The organism is Neomoorella stamsii (genome assembly GCF_002995805.1).
Taxonomy (GTDB): Bacteria; Bacillota; DSM-521; order Neomoorellales; family Neomoorellaceae; genus Neomoorella; species Neomoorella stamsii.
Map to the genome: position 1 here is coordinate 1 of NZ_PVXL01000062.1, position 19,831 is coordinate 19,831.

The window sequence follows — 19,831 nt, forward strand, 5'->3', positions numbered from 1 at the left end:
TGGGGACAACATCCGCATGACCATCGAGCTCATTACCCCCATAGCCATTGAAGAAGGCTTACGGTTTGCCATCCGTGAAGGCGGCCGCACCGTGGGCGCCGGCGTCGTGACCGGGATTATCGAGTAATTATGAGGCCAGGGATCAGGCTTTATGCCTGATCCCGTGCCATGAAGGAGGGCAAATATCCCATGGCCAGGCAGAAGATCCGCATCCGCTTAAAGGCCTTTGATCACCGCCTGTTAGACCAGTCATCCCAAAAGATTGTCGAGACTGCCAGGCGCACCGGGGCGGTAGTATCCGGACCTATCCCGCTGCCGACGGAGAAGAATATCTTTACGATTTTACGCTCACCCCATGTTAATAAAGATTCCCGGGAGCAGTTTGAAATGCGGACCCACAAGCGTTTGATCGACATTCACGAGCCAACGCCCAAGACGGTAGACGCATTAATGCGCCTGGATCTCCCGGCAGGGGTTGACATTGAGATCAAGCTGTAGGGGGTAAGAGCAGGTGCGCAAGGGTATTTTAGGGAAAAAGATAGGCATGACCCAGATCTTTGATGACGCCGGCCGGGCCATACCGGTAACGGTAGTCCAGGCCGGGCCCTGTGTCGTCATCCAGAAAAAAACCGTAGCTACCGATGGTTATGAAGCCCTGCAGGTGGGTTTTGAACCAGTGAAAGAAAAAAAGGTCAATAAACCTTTGCGGGGACATTTTAGCAAGGCCGGGGTAAACCCTTTCCGATATGTCCGGGAACTTCGGTTAGAAGATATTAAGGATTATCAAGTGGGGCAGGAAATTAAAGCCGATATTTTTAGCCCCGGCGAAAAGGTTGACGTTACAGGTATATCCAAAGGTAAAGGTTTTGCCGGCGGCATTAAACGTCACGGCTTTCACCGTGGCCCCATGGAGCACGGTTCCAAGTATCACCGCCGTCCTGGGTCCCTGGCTGCCAAAGGACCGGCCCGGGTCTTTAAAGGGCGACGCCTGCCCGGGCATATGGGCGCCGAAAGGGTTACTGTGCTGGGCCTGGAGGTTATCAAGAATGATCCCGAGCGTAATCTCCTGTTGATCAAGGGTTCCGTTCCGGGCCCGCGCCAGGGGCTGCTGGTAATTAAGAATTCGGTAAAGGGAGGCTAACAGGCAATGCCCAGAGTAGCCGTGTACAATATACAGGGCCAGCAAGTAGGGGAAATTGACCTTGACGACCGCATCTTTGGTGGCGAGGTTAACGAAGCCGTTCTCCACCAGGCCGTGGTCATGCAGCTGGCCAGCCGGCGCCGGGGCACGGCAGCAACCCGCGGTTGGGCCGAAGTTAGCGGCGGTGGCCGCAAACCCTGGCGGCAAAAGGGAACCGGCCGGGCCCGGGCGGGTAGTATTCGCTCACCCCTGTGGCGTGGCGGGGCGGTAATTTTTGGTCCCCAGCCCCGGGATTATGGCTACAAGCTGCCCAAAAAAGTCCGCCGTTTAGCTCTGCGTTCGGCCCTGGCGAGCAAAGTGCGAGAAGGCAACATCATTGTCCTAGATGAATTAAAGCTGGCTAAACCCCGGACGAAGGATATGGTCACTATTCTCAAGGCTCTGGATGTAGAGGATAAAGCCCTGGTAGTCACGGCAGGCAAAGATCCCAATGTCGAGTTATCGGCCCGCAATCTACCGGGAGTAACTTGTTTAACCTCTGCGGGGCTAAACGTCTATGATCTCCTGGCCCATGACAAACTGGTGATTACCAAAGACGCCGTGGCCCGGGTACAGGAGGTGCTGGCTTAATGCGGGCTCCCGAAGAAATTATCATTCAACCCCTGGTAACGGAAAAATCCACCGGCCTGATGGCGGAAAATAAATATACTTTTTTAGTTGATCCCGGGGCCAATAAGATTGAAATCAAGCATGCCATCGAGAAACTCTTCAACGTCAAAGTTTTGCAGGTCAATACCCTCATGGATCGCGGTAAAATGCGCCGGGTAGGTCGTTTCCAGGGGCGGCAACCAGACCGGAAAAAAGCCATTGTCACCCTGAGACCCGGCGATAAAATCAAGGTCTTTGAAGGGCTGGAGTAGCTTAACATTAAGGGGAGAAGTAAGATGGCCATTAAGAAGTTTAAACCCACATCCCCTGGCCGACGGCAGATGACGGTATCTTCCTTTGCCGAGATTACGGCAACGGAACCCTACAAACCCCTGGTGACCCCTTTAAAGAAAACCGGGGGGCGCAATAACCAGGGACGGCTCACCGTCCGGCACCGGGGCGGGGGACATAAGCGCCTGTACCGGATAATCGATTTCAAACGTGATAAAGATGGTATTCCCGGCCGCGTGGCAACCATTGAGTACGATCCCAACCGTTCGGCCAATATCGCCCTGATTAATTATGCCGATGGGGAAAAGCGCTATATCCTGGCCCCGGAAAACCTGCAGGTTGGCGATAGGATTATCAGCGGTCCCGGGGCTGATATAAAAACCGGTAACGCGCTACCTTTAAGCCAGATACCGGTTGGCACCATGGTCCACAACATCGAGCTTAAACCCGGCAAGGGTGGCCAGATGGTCCGGGCGGCCGGGGCCAGTGCCCAGCTAATGGCCAAAGAAAACGGTTATGCCCTCCTGCGGTTGCCTTCTGGAGAATTACGTAAGGTGCAGGAAGAATGCCGCGCTACTATTGGCCAGGTGGGCAACCTGGACTGGGAAAACATCACCCTTGGTAAAGCCGGGCGCAGTCGCTGGCTGGGCATTCGGCCAACGGTGCGCGGTGTGGTCATGAACCCGGTGGATCACCCTCATGGTGGCGGCGAAGGAAAAGCTCCGGTTGGCCGCAAGCACCCGGTAACACCGTGGGGTAAACCAGCCCTGGGCGTTAAAACACGTAAAAAGAGGAAGCCCAGCGATAAACTCATTGTCAAGCGCCGGAACAAATAAAGGGGTGGAAGGAGGTTCCTTTTTATGGGCCGCTCCCTGAAAAAAGGGCCATATTGTGATGGAAAGCTGCTCAAGAAAATTATTGAAATGAACGAGAAGGGCACTAAACGGGTGATTAAAACCTGGTCCCGCCGCTCAACTATCTTTCCTGAGATGGTGGGCCATACCATTGCCGTCCATGACGGCCGTAAGCACGTGCCAATTTATATTACCGAAGATATGGTCGGTCACAAGCTGGGCGAATTTGCTCCCACCCGTATCTTCCGGGGGCATGGCGCCCACACGGAGCGTTCCACAGCGCTGAAGTAGGGGGTAAACAGGATGGAAGCAAAGGCGGTAGCTAAATATATCCGGATTTCCCCGCGGCGCGTCCGCCAGGTAGTTGATTTAATTCGCGGCAAAGGAGTGCGGGAGGCAGAGGCCATCCTGATGGTCACGCCCAAAAGGGGGGCCCGGGCCGTAGCCAAGGTTTTAAAATCGGCCGTCGCCAATGCCGAGCATAATTACGACCTGGATGCCAGCGAACTGGTTGTCACCCGCGCTTATGTTGACGAAGGGCCGACCCTGAAACGCTACCAGCCGCGGGCCATGGGGCGGGCCAATATCCGGCGGAAACGCACCAGCCATATAACTGTGGTGGTTGGGGAAAAGGAGGACTGATTTCGTGGGTCAAAAAGTTCACCCCAAGGGATTGCGTATTGGGATTATCCGCGATTGGGACTCCCGCTGGTATGCTGGCAAGGAATATAAAACCTTGCTCCATGAAGACCTGAAAATACGCGAGTTCATTAAAAAGCGTCTCTACCAGGCGGGTATTGCTAATGTGGAAATTGAACGGGCAGCCAATCGCGTCAAGGTGATAATCAATACTGCCAGGCCGGGTGTTATCATCGGCCGGGGTGGTACCGAAGTTGAGGCTCTACGGAAAGAACTGGAGCGTTTAACCGGTAAACAGGTAAGCCTCAACATCGTCGAGATTAAAAAACCGGAACTCAATGCCCAGCTGGTGGCCGAAAATATTGCCGCCCAGCTGGAAAAAAGAATTGCTTTCCGGCGGGCCATGAAGCAGGCCGTAAGCAGGGCCATGCGCCTGGGGGCTTTAGGCATTAAAATTGCCTGCGGCGGCCGCCTGGCCGGAGCCGAAATCGCCCGCACCGAGTGGTACAGCGAGGGTAAGGTACCCCTGCACACCTTAAGGGCTGATATCGACTATGGCTTTGCCGAGGCCAATACCACCTATGGTAAAATAGGTGTTAAGGTATGGATTTATAAAGGTGAAGTATTACCTGAACGGGCCAGGGTCCAGGAAGGGGGCCGTAAATAATGTTAATGCCCAAAAGGGTAAAATACCGCAAACCGCACCGGCCGGGCACCCGGGGTAAGGCTACCCGGGGGAATGAGATCCACTTCGGGGACTACGGGTTGCAGGCCCTGGAACCGGCCTGGATCACCAGCCGCCAGATTGAGGCTGCCCGTATTGCCATGACCCGCTATATTAAGCGTGGTGGCAAGGTGTGGATCAAGATCTTTCCCGATACCCCCATTACGGCCAAACCGGCTGAGACCCGGATGGGCAGCGGTAAGGGGGCACCGGAGTACTGGGTGGCCGTTGTTAAACCGGGGCGGATTCTTTTTGAAATGGCCGGAGTTACCGAAGAGGTAGCCCGCGAGGCAATGCGCCTGGCCTCCCACAAGCTGCCCATTAAAACCAAGTTCGTAAAACGGACGGAAGTGGGTGGTGAGGTCAATGAAAGCTAAAGAGATACGCGAATTGACCACCGAAGAGCTACTGCAAAAGGTAGGCGAACTGAAGCAGGAACTATTTAACCTGCGTTTCCAGCTGGCTACCGGGCAGATAGACAATCCCATGCGCCTGCGGGAAGTTCGCCGGAGTATCGCCAGGGCCAAGACAATCTTGCGGGAACGGGAACTGAAACGGGAACGGGCATAAAGACAATCATGGTACAGGAAGGGGGCAGGCCCTTTGGAAAGAAACTACCGTAAAACCCGAATCGGCAATATAGTTAGCGATAAAATGGACAAAACTGTGGTGGTGGCCGTGGAGAACCGGGTGCGCCACCCGTTACTTGGTAAAATTATCCGCAAAACCAGGAAATTCAAGGCCCATGATGAAAAAAATGAATGCCGCATCGGTGATAAAGTCAAGATTATGGAAACCCGTCCCTTAAGTAAAGATAAGAGATGGCGGGTAGTGGAGATCCTGGAGAAAGCCAAATAGCCTTATTTCCGCCGGGAAGGAGGTAAAGCATGATCCAGCAACAGACGATCCTCAAAGTCGGCGACAATACCGGCGCCAGGAAACTGATGTGCATTCGCGTCCTCGGCGGTTCCAAAAGGCGTTATGCCAGTGTGGGTGATGTGATTATTGCCTCCGTTAAAGAGGCAACGCCAGGGGGCGTGGTTAAGAAGGGCGACGTCGTCCGGGCGGTTGTGGTACGGACGACAAAGGCTTTAAAACGTGAAGATGGTTCCTATATCCGCTTTAATGAAAATGCGGCGGTAATCATCAACGAACAAAACAACCCGCGGGGCACGCGTATCTTCGGGCCTGTAGCACGGGAACTACGGGACAAAGATTTCATGAAAATCATCTCTCTTGCTCCGGAAGTACTTTAAAGAGATCGACCTTTGCGCAGGAGGTGGCACTAAATTGACCCCACCCAAGGTGCACGTCAAAAAGGGCGACCTGGTCATGGTAATTACCGGTAAAGATGCCGGTAAAAAAGGTAAAGTCTTAAGCGTTGATCGAGCTAAAGGCCGGGTTGTCGTCGAAGGGGTAAATGTTGTTAAACGGCACACCCGTCCCACCCCCAGAATGCCCCAGGGCGGGATTATAGAAAAGGAGGCCCCGGTGGCCAGCAGCAATGTCATGCTGTTCTGCAATAAATGCAACCGACCCACCAGAATCGGGAAACAGTTCCTGGCCGACGGGACCAAGACCCGGGTGTGTAAAAAGTGCGGCGAAGTAATTGATTAAGCCCAGGTAAAGGAGGGCTGGATGTGGCCAGACTGAAGGAAAAGTACCTTAAAGAGATTCGCAAACTTTTGCAGGATAAATTCGGCTACAAAAATGTCATGGAGATCCCCAAACTGGAAAAAATCGTCGTAAACATGGGTGTGGGCGAGGCTACCCAGAATCCCAAAGCCATTGAGGGTGCCATCCAGGACCTGATGGCCATTACCGGGCAAAAACCCATTGTTACCAAGGCCAAAAAATCTATTGCCGCCTTTAAACTTCGCCAGGGGAACAGTATCGGCTGCAAGGTAACCCTGCGGGGTGAAAGGATGTATGAGTTTCTGGACCGCCTGATCAACGTGGCCCTGCCCCGGGTCAGGGATTTCCAGGGAGTGTCGCCCAACTCCTTTGACGGACGCGGTAACTACTCCCTGGGTCTGAAAGAACAGTTGATTTTCCCGGAGATTGAATACGACAAAATCGACAAAACCCGGGGCCTGGAAATAACCATGGTGACGACGGCAAAAAGCGATGAGGAAGCCCGGGAACTCCTGCGCGGTTTTGGTATGCCGTTCCGGGAACAATGATAAGGAGGAAATCCATGGCCAAGAAATCTTTACGAGTCAAACAAGCACGTCCCCAGAAGTTTAAGGTACGCGCATATAACCGTTGCCTGCGCTGTGGCCGTCCCCATGCTTACATGCGGAAGTTCGGCCTGTGCCGCATTTGTTTCCGCGAGCTGGCCTACAGGGGAGAGCTTCCTGGTATAGTCAAAGCCAGCTGGTAAGGGCGGGACGAGAAGGAAGGGGGTAGTTCAAGGTGATGACCGATCCCATTGCTGATTTCCTGACCCGCATTCGTAACGCCAACATGGTCTACCAGGAGAAGGTGGAAGTACCGGCTTCCAAAATGAAGCGGGCGATAGCTGAAATCTTGAAGAACGAAGGTTATATCAAGAACTACGAGTATATCGAAGACGGCAAGCAGGGTATCTTAAGACTCTATCTCAAGTATGGTCCCAACAAGGAAAAAGTTATTACGGGCATAAAGCGGATCAGCCGCCCGGGACTCCGGATCTATGCCAGGAAGGGAGAAATTCCCAAAGTCCTGGGGGGCCTGGGGGTGGCTGTAATCTCTACCAGCAAAGGGATACTCACGGATAAACAGGCCCGCCGGGAAGGCGTCGGCGGCGAAGTTATCTGTTATATCTGGTAAGGCTGGGAGGTGTTCAGGTGTCACGTATAGGCAGAAAGCCGGTGCAACTACCGGCAGGGGTAGAAGTAAGCATTGACGGCAATACGGTAACGGTAAAAGGGCCCAGGGGAAAACTTACCCGCCAGTTCCCGGCCGAGATTACCATTAGCAGGGAAGGGGATGTATTGCAAGTCAGCCGGCCCTCGGATGCCAAGCCCCATCGCGCCCTGCATGGCCTTTCCCGGGCCCTGCTGCAGAATATGGTTGAGGGCGTCACCAAAGGCTTTCAAAAAAGCCTGGAGCTGGTAGGGGTAGGCTACCGCGCCGCCAAGCAGGGGAACAAACTGGTGCTAACGGTAGGCTATTCCCACCCGGTAGAAATAGTGCCGGGGGAAGGGCTGGAGATTGAAGTACCGGCCCCCAACAAGATAATCGTTAAAGGCATTGACAAAGAAGCGGTAGGGGCCCTGGCGGCCAATATTCGCGACGTCCGCCGCCCGGAACCCTATAAGGGTAAAGGTATTAAGTATGAAGATGAGTATATCCGGCGCAAAGTTGGTAAGACTGGCGCCAAGGGCGGTAAGAAATAGGGGGTAAAGGAATGTTCAAAAGGAAAGACCGCAAACTCACGCGGCAGCGGAAGCACCTGCGGGTGCGGCGGCATATAATGGGCACTCCTGAACGGCCCCGTTTGAGTGTCTACCGCAGCCTGCGCCATATTTACGCACAGGTGGTGGACGATACTCGCGGTGTTACCCTGGTGGCTGCCTCAACCCTGGACCCGGCATTAAAAGACCTGGAAGCTACCGGGAATATAGCTGCTGCCAGGAAAGTGGGCGAACTCGTCGCCCAGAAGGCCCTGGCTAAAGGGATTAAGAAAGTGGTCTTTGACCGGGGTGGCAATATTTACCACGGTCGCATAGCTGCTGTAGCTGAAGGCGCCCGGGAAGCAGGGCTGGACTTTTAAGAGGGAAGGAGGGGAAAAATGGCGCGCATTGAAACCAAGGACCTCGAGCTGGCAGAAAAAGTAGTCCATATCAACCGCGTAGCTAAAGTAGTAAAGGGCGGCCGGCGCTTTAGTTTTTCTGCCCTGGTAGTTGTTGGTGACGGTAAAGGCCATGTCGGCGCAGGCTTAGGCAAGGCCAGTGAAGTACCGGAAGCCATCCGTAAAGGCATTGAAGATGCCAAAAAGAATCTTATCAAAGTGCCGATGGTGGGTACGACAATTCCCCATGAAATTATAGGTCATTTTGGCGCGGGGAAAGTGTTGCTCAAGCCTGCAGCACCCGGTACCGGAGTTATTGCCGGAGGACCGGTACGGGCGGTCCTGGAGGCAGCCGGCATTAGGGATATCTTGACCAAGAGCCTGGGATCGGCCAACCCCAATAACGTCGTTTATGCCACCATGGAAGGTTTGAAGGGGTTGAAGAGGGCTGAAGAGGTAGCCCGCCTCCGGGGCAAAACTGTGGCCGAGCTGATTGGCTAGGAGGAGTTGGCATTGGCAAACTTGAAGATTACCCTGGTGAAAAGCTTGATCGGTCGACCAGAAACGGAAAGGAAGACGGCCCGTGCCCTGGGTCTTAAGAAACTCCATGCGGAAATAATCCGCCCTGATTCACCGGTGGTCAGGGGCCAGGTAAAGAAACTGGCCCACCTGGTGAAGTGCGAGGAAGTAGAATAGGAGGTGACAGGGGTGCGCCTGCATGAGTTACATCCAGCCCCGGGTTCCAGGATTAAAGCTACCCGGGTAGGGCGGGGTATCGGGTCCGGCCTGGGTAAAACCTCCGGCCGTGGCCATAAAGGGCAAAAAGCCCGCTCCGGTGGCGGTGTCCGCCGTGGCTTTGAAGGTGGCCAGATGCCCTTGAGCCGCCGCCTGCCTAAAAGGGGCTTCACCAATAAGTTTGCCCGCCAGTTAACGGCCATTAATGTCGGCGAACTGGAACGTTTTGAACCGGACACCGTGGTGACGCCGGAAGTCCTGGCCAGGGCCGGTCTGGTCAAGCAGGCCAGGCACGGTGTCAAAATCCTGGGCGATGGTGAACTAACCAAGCCCCTGACCGTCAGGGTTCAGGCTGCCAGCCGCCAGGCCATTGCCAAGATTGAGGCCGCCGGCGGCAAAGTAGAGGTGATGTAGGTGATAAATACCCTGGTTAGCGCCTGGAAGCTGGAAGACCTGCGGAAGAAGATATTCTTTACCCTGATGATGTTTATTGTCTTCCGCTTTGGCGCCCATGTGCCCCTCCCGGGGATCAATAACGCCGTCTTGCAGGAATTAGTTCGTGGCGGTACCATATTAGGGTTCTTTGATGTCATTTCCGGTGGGGCCTTCAAGCGTTTTACCGTCTTTGCCATGGGCATTATGCCTTATATCAATGCCTCGATTATCATGCAGCTCCTGACGGTGGTCATCCCTGCCCTGGAACGACTGGCCAAAGAGGACATCGAAGGCCGCAAAAAGATCATCCAGTATACCCGTTACGGGACGGTCATTTTAGGCCTCCTCCAGGCTCTGGGTATGGCCCTGTATCTTGCTCGCTCGGGGGCCTTCTTAAGGCCGGGCCTGCATAATTACCTGGTGGTAGCGGTGATGCTTACGGCTGGAACGGCCTTCCTCATGTGGCTGGGGGAATTAATTACGGAAAGGGGTATTGGTAACGGCATTTCCCTGATTATCTTCGCCGGGATTGTTTCCCGTCTACCGGCTGGTGCCGTTAGCATCTACCAGTACCTCACTTCCGGGGAGGTAAGTATTATTTCCTTACTCCTCTTTGCCATCATTGCCGTGGTAATCATTGCTGCCGTAGTGGCCATGCAGCAGGGAGAACGCCGCATTACCGTACAGTATGCCAAGCGGGTGGTGGGCCGGCGGATTTACGGCGGCCAGAGTACCCACATCCCGTTAAAGGTCAACCAGGCCGGGGTTATTCCAGTGATCTTTGCCATGTCCATCCTGCTCTTTCCCAGTACCTTGGCTTCCTGGTTCCCCCACAGCAGCCTGGCCCAGGCTATCGTCAGGTTCTTTGACCCGCGGTCGGTTTTTTATATGATCCTCTATGCGCTGCTGATTATTTTCTTCACCTATTTCTATACGGCCGTTACCTTTAACCCCCAGGATGTGGCCGATAACATGAAGAAGTATGGCGGCTTTATCCCGGGCTTGAGACCCGGCCGGCCGACTGCCGAATATATTGAAAGGATCTTATCCCGGATAACCCTGGCAGGAGCGATTTTCCTGGCCTTTATCGCCGTGCTGCCCAATATTCTCATGGCCATTACCGGCATTAACGTCTACTTTGGCGGCACTTCCCTCCTGATTGTGGTTGGCGTGGCCCTGGAAACCATGAAACAGCTGGAGTCCCACCTGTTGCTGCGGCACTACCAGGGCTTTATGAAGTAAATACCGGGAGGCTAAAAAGGATGCGTTTGGTATTGCTGGGGCCACCTGGGGCCGGCAAAGGTACCCAGGCCGGGGTAATCAGTGAACGCTTAGGTGTCCCCCATATTTCCACTGGGGATATGTTCCGCCGGGCCATCAAGGAAGGCACCGAATTAGGACGCCAGGCTGAAAAGTACCTGCAAAGTGGGGGTCTGGTACCCGATGCCGTAACCATTGGCCTGGTCCAGGAACGCCTGAGCCAGCCCGACTGCGGGCAGGGGTTCCTGCTGGACGGTTTCCCGCGGACGGTGGCCCAGGCCGAAGCCCTTGATGCCTGGCTGGCCGGGAGGAAGGAAAAGCTGGACACGGTTATTGATATTGAGGTGCCGCGGGAGGAACTCCTGGAGCGCCTGACAGGACGGCGGGTCTGCCGCAAGTGCGGGGCCACCTATCATCTCCAGTACAATCCACCGGCGGAGGCCGGCAAATGCGACGTCTGCGGCGGTGAACTCGTCCAGCGAGCCGACGACACTGCGGCTACCGTCAGCAAACGCCTGGATGTCTACAGGGAGCAAACGGCGCCCCTCATTGCCTATTACCGCCAGCGCGGCCGTTTAAAAGAAATTGACGGCAGCCAGGATATTGCGGCCGTAACCCGGGCCATCGGTACGGCCCTGGGAAGAGACTGGCAATGATTATTTTAAAGTCGCGCCGGGAAATAGCCCTGATGCGCGAGGCGGGACGGATCGTGGCCCGGACCCTGGCTAAACTCAAAGAGCATATCATCCCCGGGGTAACTACCGCCGAATTGGACCGGATTGCCGAGGATTATATCCGGGATAATGGTGCCGTGCCAGCCTTTAAGGGCTACCAGGGCTTCCCGGCCAGTATCTGCGCTTCTGTGAATGAAGAAGTCGTTCACGGCATCCCAGGTTTAAAGCAACTGGCAGAAGGGGATATTATTAGTATTGACATTGGCGCGGTAAAAAATGGTTACGTTGGTGATGCCGCGGTTACCTTTCCAGTTGGCGCTATTGACGCCGATAAGCAGCATTTGCTGGCAGTTACCGAAGCCGCCCTTTATGAAGGCATCAAACAGGCAGTCGTGGGCAACCGGCTGACTGATATATCCCATGCTATCCAGACTTATGTAGAGAAAAATGGCCTCGCGGTAGTCCGTGATTATGTAGGCCATGGTATAGGCCGGGCGATGCATGAAGATCCCCAGGTGCCGAACTTTGGTTCGCCGGGTTATGGGCCCCGCCTCCGGGTGGGGATGGTCCTGGCCATCGAACCCATGGTTAATGCCGGTACCCATGAGGTTTATACCCTGGCCAATCGCTGGACAGTAGTGACCAGGGATAAGAAACCTTCGGCGCACTTTGAGCATACGGTAGCTGTGACGGATAATGGACCGGAAATCCTGACGTTACTCTAACTGGCAGGTGGAGGCGAAGGTTATGCCGGCAGGGGAACTAAAGGTGGGGCAACTGGTATATTCCCGGGCCGGGCGCGACCAGGGGCGACCTTTCTTGGTTTGGCAGGTGGCCGGGCCCGGCCGGGTTTACCTGGTTGACGGTAAGTTGCGGCGCACCAGTAAACCCAAATTGAAAAACGTCCTCCATGTCCAGGCGGTTAACCGGGTAGCGACGGCTATTGCCAACCGGTTAAAACAGGGAGAAGTAGTTACCGATGCGGAAGTACGACGGGCTATTGCCCAGCTCTTAGAGACTGAGCAGGCTTAAAAAGGAGGGGTTTATTTGGCCAAAGAGGATGTCATTGAAGTCGAAGGCAAGGTGATCGAACCCCTGCCCAATGCCATGTTTCGGGTAGAGCTGGCCAATGGGCACCGGGTGCTGGCCCATGTCTCCGGTAAGATCCGGATGAACTTTATCCGCATTTTACCTGGCGACCGGGTAATGGTGGAATTATCACCTTATGACCTGAACCGGGGACGCATCGTTTACCGCTATAAATGAGCTGGGAGGGTTTAGTTTGAAAGTCAAGCCTTCAGTACGGACTATTTGTGAAAAATGCAAGATCATCAAACGCAAGGGTCGAATTATGGTCATTTGTGAAAATCCCAAGCACAAGCAAAAACAGGGATAGACAGGGGGTAAGGCGTAAATGGCAAGGATTGCCGGGGTAGACCTCCCCCGGGACAAACGGGTGGAAATTGCCCTGACTTATATTTATGGTATTGGCCGGCCGACGGCAAATAAGATTCTGGCTGCGACGGACGTTAACCCTGATACCAGGGTACGGGAACTAACCGAAGAAGAAGTCAGCCGGCTCCGGGAATATATAGATAAGAATTTAACGGTAGAAGGGGATTTGCGGCGGGAAGTATCGTTAAATATCAAGCGGTTGATGGAAATTGGCTGTTACCGGGGCCTGCGTCACCGCCGGGGGCTGCCGGTACGCGGCCAGCGCACCAAGACCAATGCCCGTACGCGTAAGGGTCCGCGCAAGACTGTGGGCGTGCGACGGAAGAAGTAAGGGGGAAAAGCTATGCCAAGGAAAACCACCCGGCCACGCCGGCGCGAACGTAAAAATATTGAAAGCGGTGTGGCCCATATTAAATCAACCTTTAACAATACCCTGGTAACCATCACCGATAAAAATGGTAATACCATTTCCTGGGCCAGTGCCGGTACCGTAGGTTTTAAAGGTTCCCGCAAGAGCACACCCTTTGCCGCCCAGATGGCGGCCGAAGCAGCCGCCAGGCAGGCCATGGAACATGGCATGCGCGAAGTTGAGTGCTACGTTAAAGGTCCGGGAGCCGGTCGGGAAGCAGCCATTCGCTCCCTGCAGGCCGCAGGGCTCGAGGTCAGCGTCATCAAAGACGTTACCCCCATTCCTCATAACGGTTGCCGGCCACCCAAACGGCGTCGAGTATAACAGGAGCTTCTAAGCGTCGCAGGGACATATCGGCGCTAAGCAGCATGCGACTTTCGGAGGAGGTAATACTTTGGCAAGGTATAAAGAGTCCACCTGTCGCCTGTGCCGGCGGGAAGGCATCAAGCTTTTCCTCAAAGGCGATCGCTGTTACTCGGATAAATGTGCCGTGGCCCGGCGGCCCTATGCCCCCGGCCAGCACGGCCAGGTAAAGAAAAAGCTTTCCGAATACGGCTTGCAGCTACGGGAAAAGCAAAAGGCCCGCCGCATTTATGGCATCCTGGAACGACAGTTCAGCAACTACTTTGAAAAGGCCGAGCGCATGAAGGGCGTTACCGGTGAAAACCTGCTCATCTTGCTGGAAAGGCGTCTGGACAATGTTGTTTATCGCCTGGGTTTTGCCGATTCCCGCGCTCAGGCCAGGATGTTAGTCCGGCAAGGCCATTTTACAGTAAATGGCCAGAAGGTAAATATCCCTTCCTACCTGGTCCGGCCGGGGGATGTCATTGCCGTCCGGGAAAAGAGCAAAGAGAGCCCCCTTTTCAAAGAGATTGCAGTGGCGGCAGCCCACCGTACGGTCCCGGTCTGGCTTAAGTCGGACCCAGCAGCACTGGAAGGCCAGGTTCTCGCCCTGCCGACGCGGGAGCAGATTGACGTGCCGGTACAAGAACACCTCATCGTTGAGCTTTACTCCAAGTAAAACCCAGGCTGGATGAGCTCACGAGAAGGAGGGGAACAATGCTCGAAATTGAAAGGCCCAGGATTGAGTGCCTGGAAATGTCCAATAAGTACGGGCGGTTTGTAGTCGAGCCCCTGGAGCGAGGTTATGGAATCACCCTGGGTAATTCCCTGCGGCGGATACTCCTCTCCTCACTGCCGGGGGCTGCCGTAACCACGGTCAAAATTGAAGGGGTTCTCCATGAGTTTTCTACCATTCCCGGGGTCGTTGAGGATACCACGGAGATTATTTTAAACCTCAAGTCCCTGGCCCTGAAACTCCACACTGATGAACTCAAAGTAATCAGGATTGAGGCCGAAGGTGAAGGCGAGGTTACAGCTGCCGATATTATCACTGATGCTGACGTCGAGGTCTTAAACCCCGACCTGCACATTGCCACCGTAGAAAAAGGCGGCCGCCTGTTTATCGAAATGACGGTGGAAAAAGGACGGGGTTATGTCAGTGCGGAAAAAAATAAAAAAGAGGACCAGCCCATCGGGATTATCCCGGTTGATTCCCTCTTTTCGCCAGTCCATAAAGTGAACTACCAGGTGGAAAACACCCGGGTAGGACAGGTTACCGACTACGATAAACTTACCCTGGAGGTATGGACTGACGGTACTATTGCCCCTGATGAGGCAGTGAGCTCGGCAGCCAGGATTCTCATTGAACACATGCGTCTTTTTTTAGGTTTAACGGAGCGAGTCAGCGATGAAGTGACCATGGTAGAGAAGGAAGAAGAAAGCCGGGATCGCCTCATGGATATGTCCATTGAGGAACTTGATCTTTCGGTGCGTTCTTACAACTGCCTGAAGCGGGCGGGCATTAATACCGTTGGCGAGCTTTTACAGCGTACTGAAGAAGATATGATGAAGGTACGCAACCTGGGTAAAAAATCCCTGGAAGAAGTCACGCAAAAGCTCGCGGAACTGGGCCTGTCCCTGCGACAGAGCGATGGGTAAAGGGGGGTCCTTTAGATGGGTTACCGTAAATTAGGCCGCCTGTCCGGCCACCGGAAAATGATGCTACGCAATATCGTAACTTCCTTTTTGCGGGAAGGTAAAATAGAAACCACGGAAATGCGGGCCAAAGAACTAAAAAGCCTGGCCGAGAAGATGATCACCCTGGGCAAAAGGGGCGACCTCCATGCCCGGCGCCAGGCCCTGGCTTACCTGCTGGATGAAGACGTGGTTACCAAATTGTTTAAAGAAATTGGCCCGCGCTATCAGGATAAAAATGGCGGCTATACCCGGATAATTAAGACCGGTTTCCGCCAGGGTGACGGCGCGCCCATGGTGCGCATTGAACTGGTATAAACCATGATCGAGGTCCAGGGCGTCACTTTTTCCTACCCGGGAACTACCGTACCGGCCCTGGAAAATATAAGTTTAATTATCAAACCGGGGGAATTTCTGGCTATCACGGGCCCCAATGGTTCCGGCAAATCTACCCTGGCCAGGTTACTAAATGGCCTGCTACGGCCCGGGGAAGGCCGCGTACTGGTAGACGGCCTGGACACCGGGGACGAAGCTTCCCTGGTAGACATTCGCCGCCGGGTAGGGATGGTCTTCCAGGACCCTGACAACCAGCTGGTGGCAGCTACCGTAGAAGATGATGTGGCCTTCGGGCTGGAAAATCTAGGCCTGCCGCCGGCTGAAATAAGGCAGCGGGTAGCAGCCGCCCTGGAGGTTGTGGAGCTGGCAAATTTAAGGACCAGGCCCCCCCACCGCCTCTCGGGGGGTCAGAAACAGCGCCTGGCCCTGGCCGGCGTCCTAGCCATGGAACCCCGCTACCTGGTCCTGGACGAGGCTACGGCCATGCTGGATCCGGTAGCCCGGGAGGAAATTCTCCAGAAGGTATTGGAATTACGCCGGGAAAAAGGGCTGGCCGTTATCCTCATAACTCACCTTATGGAAGAGGCAGCCCTGGCAGAACGGATCCTGGTCCTGAAGGCGGGGCAGATACTTTTAGCCGGCCCGCCGGCGGAAGTGATGCAGCAGGAGGAGAAGCTGGCGGCAGCGGGACTTAAGGTGCCGGTAACAGTTGCCCTGGGCAAGGGTTTAAGGCAGGCGGGTTTAAAATTACCGGCCAACTTGGTCACAGTGGAGGAGATGGCCCGGGCCCTATGGAAATTGGCCTCCAGGAAGTAAGTTTTGCCTACCAGGTAGCCGGCCGGCAGTTGCCGGTGCTGGAAAACATCAATCTCAAAGTTTCCCCGGGCGATTTCCTGGCCATTACCGGGGCCGGGGGTTCGGGGAAATCAACCCTGGCCATGCTCATGGCCGGCCTGCTGGAACCCACAGCGGGCCGGGTTACCCTGGACGGGCAGCCGGCCAGGGGGCGGGGTAAAGGGAAAGGTTTAGCACCCTGGCAGAGGGTGGGTATGGTCTTTCAACAGCCGGAGCAGCAACTTTTTGCCGAAACGGTGGCTGAAGATGTAGCCTTTGGCCCCCGGAACCTGGGCCTTGGCGGGGCCAGGCTCGAAGCAAGGGTAAAGGCAGCCCTCCGGGCTGTAGGCCTGGACCCGCAAACGGTGGGCGGGCGTTCCCCCTTTACCTTAAGCGGGGGACAGCAGCGCCGGGTAGCCATCGCCGGGATCCTGGCCATGGAGCCGGAGGTTTTAATCCTGGATGAGCCGACGGCCGGGCTGGACCCGGCCGGCCGGGAACAGGTAGTTAACGTTATCCGGGCCTTTTACCGCCGGCCCGGGAAGGCAGTAGTCCTTATCTCCCACAATATGGCCGAGGTGGCCGAACTGGCCCGGGAGGTTATAGTTTTACACCGGGGACGGGTGGCTCTCCAGGGTACGCCCCGGGATATTTTTCGCCAGGGAGAAGCCTTAAGATCCTATGGACTTATCCCTCCGCCCCTGACCAGCCTGATGCAGGTGTTGCGCCGCCAGGGGGCACCGGTACCCCTGGATGTCCTCACCCTGGCCGAGGCCCGGGACGCCATCCTGGCCTGGCTGGGGGTTTAGCTGTATGCTTATCGAGCTGGGGCAATATATCCCGGGGACAAGCAGCATCCATCACCTGGATCCCCGGTCTAAACTGCTGGGCCTGCTCCTTTACGGCATAGCCCTCCTTGCCGCGCCAACAGGTATGGCTGCGAGCCTTACCGGGGCAACTATTTTACCGGTAATAATCCTGGCCGGCCTGCCACCGGCCTTTATCTGGCGCCAGTTGAGGCCGCTAATTGTTTTCCTGTTAATTATCTTTATCTTCCAGGTGGCGTTCACACCGGGGGAAGTAATGGCTGCGGTGGGCCCGGTGAGGATTACCCGGGAGGGGCTTAACTACGGTTTACTGGCCCTGGCCAGGGTGTTTTTCCTGGTCCTGGCCGCGGCTGTACTCATGGCTACGACCGATCCCCTGGCCCTGGCTGACGGCCTGGAGCGGCTGCTAAGACCAGGGCAGAGGCTGGGCCTGCCGGCCGGTGAACTGGCCCTGATGCTGACCCTGGCCCTCAGATTTGTGCCTACCCTGCTGGAAGAGGCCGAGCGGATTATGCGGGCGCAGGTTGCCCGGGGAGCGACCTTCCAGGGCAGCAAGATTAAAAACTTAATGCCCCTGGTCATCCCTCTTTTTGTCAGTGCCTTTCGCCGGGCCGAAGGCCTGGCCGAAGCCATGGAAGCCCGGGCCTACCGGGGGAGCCAGGGCCGCACCCGGATGCGGGAGTTGCATTTCAAGGCGGCAGATTATCTCTTCCTCCTGCTGGCCGGCCTCCTGGCCGCCGGGTCGGCGTATTACCGGCTAAGGTTTGGAAGTTAGGAGATGGATGGAATCAGCCAGGGAGGGCCCTACAGTAGCTGGAGGGGTATGTCCCGGAGCCGCGAATAGTGGAGCGCTGGTAACAGGACAGGCGAGGTAAGGCTAACCGTTGCCGCAGCTTAAGGCACGCCTGAGCGCACCTTTGAGAGGGAACAAACGCCAACTCATAGAAGGACCTGGGTTTGCGGAACCTGGAGCCTTATCATTGGCAATCCGCAGGCGGCAGTGGGCGGCCGAACCGAGCCGTCGTCCTGTCGGCGCGCACTGTCTCAAGCGGCGAGGGACATACCCCGCCGCCATCAGAAGGAGAGACACCCATGCCGCACCTGAAAATTACCCTGGCCTATGACGGCACCAATTACGCCGGCTGGCAGGTGCAGCCGGCGGCCCACGGGCCTACCATTCAGGGTGTCGTAGCCGCAGCCTTAAACCGGCTGACAGGGGAAAGGATCTGCCCGGTGGCTGCGGGGCGGACGGACGCTGGGGTCCATGCCCGCGGCCAGGTAATCAGCTTCAGCACTTCCAGCCGCATACCGGTGGATCGCTGGCCCCTGGCCTTGAACAGCCTGCTGCCGGAAGATATTGCGGCATTGGGCGCCGAGGTAGTATCACCTGAATTTCATGCCCGTTACAGTGCCCGGTGGAAATGGTACCGCTATACCATCTACAACCACAGCCTGCCCGATGTCTTCAGCCGCCGTTACAGCTGGCAGGTACGCCACCCCCTGGACTTTGCCGCCATGGCCCGGGGCGCAAGTTACTTTACGGGCCGCCATGATTTTCGTTCCTTTTGCGCCGCCGGCAGCCCGGTGCGTAACTACGAACGCGAGGTATTGAAGGCGAACCTAAGCCGCGAGGGTAACTTTATTTTTTTTGATGTGGTGGCCAACGGCTTTCTCTACCATATGGTAAGGATTATGGCCGGTACCCTGGTGGAAATTGGCAGGGGTCGCCTGCTGCCGGAGGATGTCCCGGTTATACTGGCCGCCCGTTCCCGGGAAAAGGCAGGCCCGACGGCCCCGCCCCAGGGGCTGTGCCTGGAAAGGGTAGAATACTAATTTTCTTGACTTGCCGGGTTTAATTGCTTAAAATAGTCTCGTGACAGGAACAGGAGGGAGAAAATGACCACCTTTATGGCCAAACCACATGAGGTGGAGCGCAAGTGGTATATTATCGACGCGGCCGGTAAAACTCTGGGTCGCGTAGCTACCGAAGCTGCCCGCCTACTAAGGGGCAAGCATAAACCCATCTTTACCCCCCATGTGGATTGTGGCGATCACGTTATTGTTATTAACGCCGAAAAAGTACGCCTTACCGGCAAAAAGCTCCTGCAAAAGAAATATATCCGCCACAGCGGTTACCCTGGCGGCTTAAAGGTTATCAATTATGCCCAGCTTTTAAAGACTTTTCCCGAGCGAGCCATTGAGAAGGCCGTTAAAGGGATGATACCCCATAATCGTCTGGGCCGGCAAATGGTCAAGAAACTCAAGGTCTACCGGGGCGACAGTCATCCCCACACGGCCCAGCGGCCTGAAGTCTGGGAGATTAAGGATTAATCGAAGGGAGGCGAGAATTTTGGCCCAGGTACAATTTTACGGTACGGGAAGGCGAAAAAATGCCGTGGCCCGGGTGCGCCTGGTTCCCGGCGAGGGCCGGGTGTTAATTAACGACCGCCCCCTCGATGAGTATTTTGGCCAGCAGATCCTGGCCATGCAGGTACGCCAGCCCCTGGAAGTAACCAATAGCATGGGCCGCTTTGATGTCCTGGCTAAGGTTGAGGGTGGCGGGATCAGCGGCCAGGCTGGTGCCGTCAGGATGGGAATTGCCAGGGCCCTGTTACAGGCCGATGCCGACCTGCGCCCGGTGCTAAAACGTAATGGCTTCCTTACCCGTGACCCGCGGATGAAGGAAAGAAGGAAGTACGGCTTAAAAAAGGCCCGCAAGGCACCGCAATTCTCCAAGCGTTAAGAAGGGGTGTTTCT

General features: G+C 55.6%; 39 protein-coding genes. All 39 read left to right on the forward strand.

The window, feature by feature from the left end; genetic code table 11:
* Window positions 1–127, forward strand: a 127-nt coding sequence (locus MOST_RS13405) for an EF-Tu C-terminal domain-related protein (protein WP_489676598.1), incomplete at its 5' end; no start/stop codon positions are given.
* A 62-nt stretch (window positions 128–189) separates the two neighbouring features.
* Window positions 190–498: a 30S ribosomal protein S10 gene (gene rpsJ / locus MOST_RS13410; protein WP_054937170.1), complete on the forward strand. Its 309-nt coding sequence runs from the start codon at window positions 190–192 to the stop codon at window positions 496–498.
* 13 nt (window positions 499–511) lie between these two features.
* Entirely contained in the window at window positions 512–1,141 is a 630-nt protein-coding gene (gene rplC / locus MOST_RS13415) for a 50S ribosomal protein L3 (protein WP_054937169.1), read from the forward strand.
* A gap of 6 nt (window positions 1,142–1,147) precedes the next feature.
* Window positions 1,148–1,771, forward strand: coding sequence for a 50S ribosomal protein L4 (gene rplD, locus MOST_RS13420; RefSeq protein ID WP_054937168.1), 624 nt, complete (start codon window positions 1,148–1,150; stop codon window positions 1,769–1,771).
* Entirely contained in the window at window positions 1,771–2,061 is a 291-nt protein-coding gene (rplW, locus tag MOST_RS13425) for a 50S ribosomal protein L23 (protein WP_054937167.1), read from the forward strand. Before rplD ends, rplW begins: the two co-directional genes overlap by 1 nt.
* A 24-nt stretch (window positions 2,062–2,085) precedes the next feature.
* The gene (gene rplB, locus MOST_RS13430) at window positions 2,086–2,916 is read left to right on the forward strand and encodes a 50S ribosomal protein L2 (RefSeq protein WP_054937166.1); all 831 of its coding nucleotides are present in this window, start codon (window positions 2,086–2,088) and stop codon (window positions 2,914–2,916) included.
* A 24-nt stretch (window positions 2,917–2,940) separates the two neighbouring features.
* A complete protein-coding gene (gene rpsS, locus MOST_RS13435) occupies window positions 2,941–3,225 on the forward strand; it encodes a 30S ribosomal protein S19 (RefSeq protein ID WP_054937165.1) in 285 nt (94 codons plus the stop codon).
* 12 nt (window positions 3,226–3,237) lie between these two features.
* Window positions 3,238–3,576, forward strand: coding sequence for a 50S ribosomal protein L22 (gene rplV / locus MOST_RS13440; protein ID WP_054937164.1), 339 nt, complete (start codon window positions 3,238–3,240; stop codon window positions 3,574–3,576).
* Window positions 3,577–3,580: 4 nt separating this feature from the next.
* Window positions 3,581–4,240, forward strand: a complete 660-nt coding sequence (gene rpsC / locus MOST_RS13445) for a 30S ribosomal protein S3 (protein WP_054937163.1) — start codon at window positions 3,581–3,583, stop codon at window positions 4,238–4,240.
* Window positions 4,240–4,674, forward strand: coding sequence for a 50S ribosomal protein L16 (gene rplP / locus MOST_RS13450; RefSeq protein WP_054937162.1), 435 nt, complete (start codon window positions 4,240–4,242; stop codon window positions 4,672–4,674). Before rpsC ends, rplP begins: the two co-directional genes overlap by 1 nt.
* A complete protein-coding gene (gene rpmC, locus MOST_RS13455) occupies window positions 4,664–4,867 on the forward strand; it encodes a 50S ribosomal protein L29 (protein WP_054937161.1) in 204 nt (67 codons plus the stop codon). The genes rplP and rpmC overlap by 11 nt, the downstream gene beginning before the upstream one ends.
* 33 nt (window positions 4,868–4,900) lie before the next feature.
* Window positions 4,901–5,155: a 30S ribosomal protein S17 gene (rpsQ, locus tag MOST_RS13460; protein ID WP_054937160.1), complete on the forward strand. Its 255-nt coding sequence runs from the start codon at window positions 4,901–4,903 to the stop codon at window positions 5,153–5,155.
* 29 nt (window positions 5,156–5,184) lie between these two features.
* Window positions 5,185–5,553, forward strand: a complete 369-nt coding sequence (gene rplN / locus MOST_RS13465) for a 50S ribosomal protein L14 (RefSeq protein ID WP_054937159.1) — start codon at window positions 5,185–5,187, stop codon at window positions 5,551–5,553.
* 34 nt (window positions 5,554–5,587) lie between these two features.
* Complete coding sequence (rplX, locus tag MOST_RS13470) at window positions 5,588–5,914, forward strand: 50S ribosomal protein L24 (protein WP_083476683.1); 327 nt, start codon at window positions 5,588–5,590, stop codon at window positions 5,912–5,914.
* 23 nt (window positions 5,915–5,937) lie between these two features.
* Window positions 5,938–6,480 carry a 50S ribosomal protein L5 gene (gene rplE, locus MOST_RS13475; RefSeq protein WP_054937158.1) on the forward strand — a complete coding sequence of 181 codons (543 nt, stop codon included), beginning with the start codon at window positions 5,938–5,940 and terminating at the stop codon, window positions 6,478–6,480.
* Between the two features lie 14 nt (window positions 6,481–6,494).
* On the forward strand, window positions 6,495–6,680 hold the full coding sequence (locus MOST_RS13480; RefSeq protein ID WP_054937157.1) for a type Z 30S ribosomal protein S14: 186 nt from the start codon (window positions 6,495–6,497) through the stop codon (window positions 6,678–6,680).
* 35 nt (window positions 6,681–6,715) lie between these two features.
* Window positions 6,716–7,108, forward strand: a complete 393-nt coding sequence (gene rpsH / locus MOST_RS13485; RefSeq protein WP_054937156.1) for a 30S ribosomal protein S8 — start codon at window positions 6,716–6,718, stop codon at window positions 7,106–7,108.
* A 17-nt stretch (window positions 7,109–7,125) separates the two neighbouring features.
* Window positions 7,126–7,677 carry a 50S ribosomal protein L6 gene (gene rplF / locus MOST_RS13490; protein WP_054937155.1) on the forward strand — a complete coding sequence of 184 codons (552 nt, stop codon included), beginning with the start codon at window positions 7,126–7,128 and terminating at the stop codon, window positions 7,675–7,677.
* 11 nt (window positions 7,678–7,688) lie between these two features.
* The gene (gene rplR / locus MOST_RS13495; protein WP_054937154.1) at window positions 7,689–8,054 is read left to right on the forward strand and encodes a 50S ribosomal protein L18; all 366 of its coding nucleotides are present in this window, start codon (window positions 7,689–7,691) and stop codon (window positions 8,052–8,054) included.
* Between the two features lie 18 nt (window positions 8,055–8,072).
* The gene (rpsE, locus tag MOST_RS13500) at window positions 8,073–8,573 is read left to right on the forward strand and encodes a 30S ribosomal protein S5 (RefSeq protein ID WP_054937153.1); all 501 of its coding nucleotides are present in this window, start codon (window positions 8,073–8,075) and stop codon (window positions 8,571–8,573) included.
* Window positions 8,574–8,585: 12 nt separating this feature from the next.
* Complete coding sequence (rpmD, locus tag MOST_RS13505) at window positions 8,586–8,768, forward strand: 50S ribosomal protein L30 (RefSeq protein WP_054937152.1); 183 nt, start codon at window positions 8,586–8,588, stop codon at window positions 8,766–8,768.
* A gap of 12 nt (window positions 8,769–8,780) precedes the next feature.
* Window positions 8,781–9,221 carry a 50S ribosomal protein L15 gene (gene rplO, locus MOST_RS13510; protein ID WP_054937151.1) on the forward strand — a complete coding sequence of 147 codons (441 nt, stop codon included), beginning with the start codon at window positions 8,781–8,783 and terminating at the stop codon, window positions 9,219–9,221.
* The gene (gene secY / locus MOST_RS13515; protein ID WP_054937150.1) at window positions 9,222–10,484 is read left to right on the forward strand and encodes a preprotein translocase subunit SecY; all 1,263 of its coding nucleotides are present in this window, start codon (window positions 9,222–9,224) and stop codon (window positions 10,482–10,484) included.
* Between the two features lie 20 nt (window positions 10,485–10,504).
* Complete coding sequence (locus tag MOST_RS13520; RefSeq protein ID WP_054937149.1) at window positions 10,505–11,158, forward strand: adenylate kinase; 654 nt, start codon at window positions 10,505–10,507, stop codon at window positions 11,156–11,158.
* Window positions 11,155–11,901 (forward strand): type I methionyl aminopeptidase, encoded by a 747-nt coding sequence (gene map, locus MOST_RS13525; RefSeq protein WP_054937148.1) that lies wholly within the window; start codon window positions 11,155–11,157, stop codon window positions 11,899–11,901. Before MOST_RS13520 ends, map begins: the two co-directional genes overlap by 4 nt.
* Before the next feature lie 22 nt (window positions 11,902–11,923).
* Window positions 11,924–12,208, forward strand: a complete 285-nt coding sequence (locus tag MOST_RS13530) for a KOW domain-containing RNA-binding protein (protein ID WP_054937147.1) — start codon at window positions 11,924–11,926, stop codon at window positions 12,206–12,208.
* Between the two features lie 15 nt (window positions 12,209–12,223).
* Window positions 12,224–12,442, forward strand: coding sequence for a translation initiation factor IF-1 (gene infA, locus MOST_RS13535; protein WP_054937146.1), 219 nt, complete (start codon window positions 12,224–12,226; stop codon window positions 12,440–12,442).
* Between the two features lie 16 nt (window positions 12,443–12,458).
* A complete protein-coding gene (rpmJ, locus tag MOST_RS13540; protein ID WP_083476682.1) occupies window positions 12,459–12,572 on the forward strand; it encodes a 50S ribosomal protein L36 in 114 nt (37 codons plus the stop codon).
* Between the two features lie 18 nt (window positions 12,573–12,590).
* Window positions 12,591–12,962, forward strand: a complete 372-nt coding sequence (rpsM, locus tag MOST_RS13545; protein WP_054937145.1) for a 30S ribosomal protein S13 — start codon at window positions 12,591–12,593, stop codon at window positions 12,960–12,962.
* A 12-nt stretch (window positions 12,963–12,974) separates the two neighbouring features.
* Window positions 12,975–13,364, forward strand: a complete 390-nt coding sequence (gene rpsK / locus MOST_RS13550) for a 30S ribosomal protein S11 (RefSeq protein ID WP_054937144.1) — start codon at window positions 12,975–12,977, stop codon at window positions 13,362–13,364.
* Between the two features lie 70 nt (window positions 13,365–13,434).
* Window positions 13,435–14,061 carry a 30S ribosomal protein S4 gene (gene rpsD / locus MOST_RS13555; protein WP_054937143.1) on the forward strand — a complete coding sequence of 209 codons (627 nt, stop codon included), beginning with the start codon at window positions 13,435–13,437 and terminating at the stop codon, window positions 14,059–14,061.
* A gap of 38 nt (window positions 14,062–14,099) precedes the next feature.
* Window positions 14,100–15,041 (forward strand): DNA-directed RNA polymerase subunit alpha, encoded by a 942-nt coding sequence (locus MOST_RS13560; protein ID WP_054937142.1) that lies wholly within the window; start codon window positions 14,100–14,102, stop codon window positions 15,039–15,041.
* Window positions 15,042–15,056: 15 nt separating this feature from the next.
* Window positions 15,057–15,395, forward strand: a complete 339-nt coding sequence (rplQ, locus tag MOST_RS13565; protein ID WP_054937141.1) for a 50S ribosomal protein L17 — start codon at window positions 15,057–15,059, stop codon at window positions 15,393–15,395.
* 3 nt (window positions 15,396–15,398) lie between these two features.
* Complete coding sequence (locus MOST_RS13570; protein ID WP_054937140.1) at window positions 15,399–16,229, forward strand: energy-coupling factor transporter ATPase; 831 nt, start codon at window positions 15,399–15,401, stop codon at window positions 16,227–16,229.
* Window positions 16,205–17,056 carry an energy-coupling factor transporter ATPase gene (locus MOST_RS13575; RefSeq protein ID WP_054937139.1) on the forward strand — a complete coding sequence of 284 codons (852 nt, stop codon included), beginning with the start codon at window positions 16,205–16,207 and terminating at the stop codon, window positions 17,054–17,056. Before MOST_RS13570 ends, MOST_RS13575 begins: the two co-directional genes overlap by 25 nt.
* Window positions 17,057–17,060: 4 nt before the next feature.
* Window positions 17,061–17,849, forward strand: coding sequence for an energy-coupling factor transporter transmembrane component T family protein (locus MOST_RS13580; protein ID WP_054937138.1), 789 nt, complete (start codon window positions 17,061–17,063; stop codon window positions 17,847–17,849).
* Between the two features lie 317 nt (window positions 17,850–18,166).
* On the forward strand, window positions 18,167–18,907 hold the full coding sequence (gene truA / locus MOST_RS13585; protein WP_054937137.1) for a tRNA pseudouridine(38-40) synthase TruA: 741 nt from the start codon (window positions 18,167–18,169) through the stop codon (window positions 18,905–18,907).
* Between the two features lie 63 nt (window positions 18,908–18,970).
* Window positions 18,971–19,405 carry a 50S ribosomal protein L13 gene (rplM, locus tag MOST_RS13590; RefSeq protein WP_054937136.1) on the forward strand — a complete coding sequence of 145 codons (435 nt, stop codon included), beginning with the start codon at window positions 18,971–18,973 and terminating at the stop codon, window positions 19,403–19,405.
* Between the two features lie 19 nt (window positions 19,406–19,424).
* Window positions 19,425–19,817: a 30S ribosomal protein S9 gene (gene rpsI, locus MOST_RS13595; RefSeq protein WP_083476681.1), complete on the forward strand. Its 393-nt coding sequence runs from the start codon at window positions 19,425–19,427 to the stop codon at window positions 19,815–19,817.
* The last annotated feature ends 14 nt before the right edge of the window (window positions 19,818–19,831 follow it).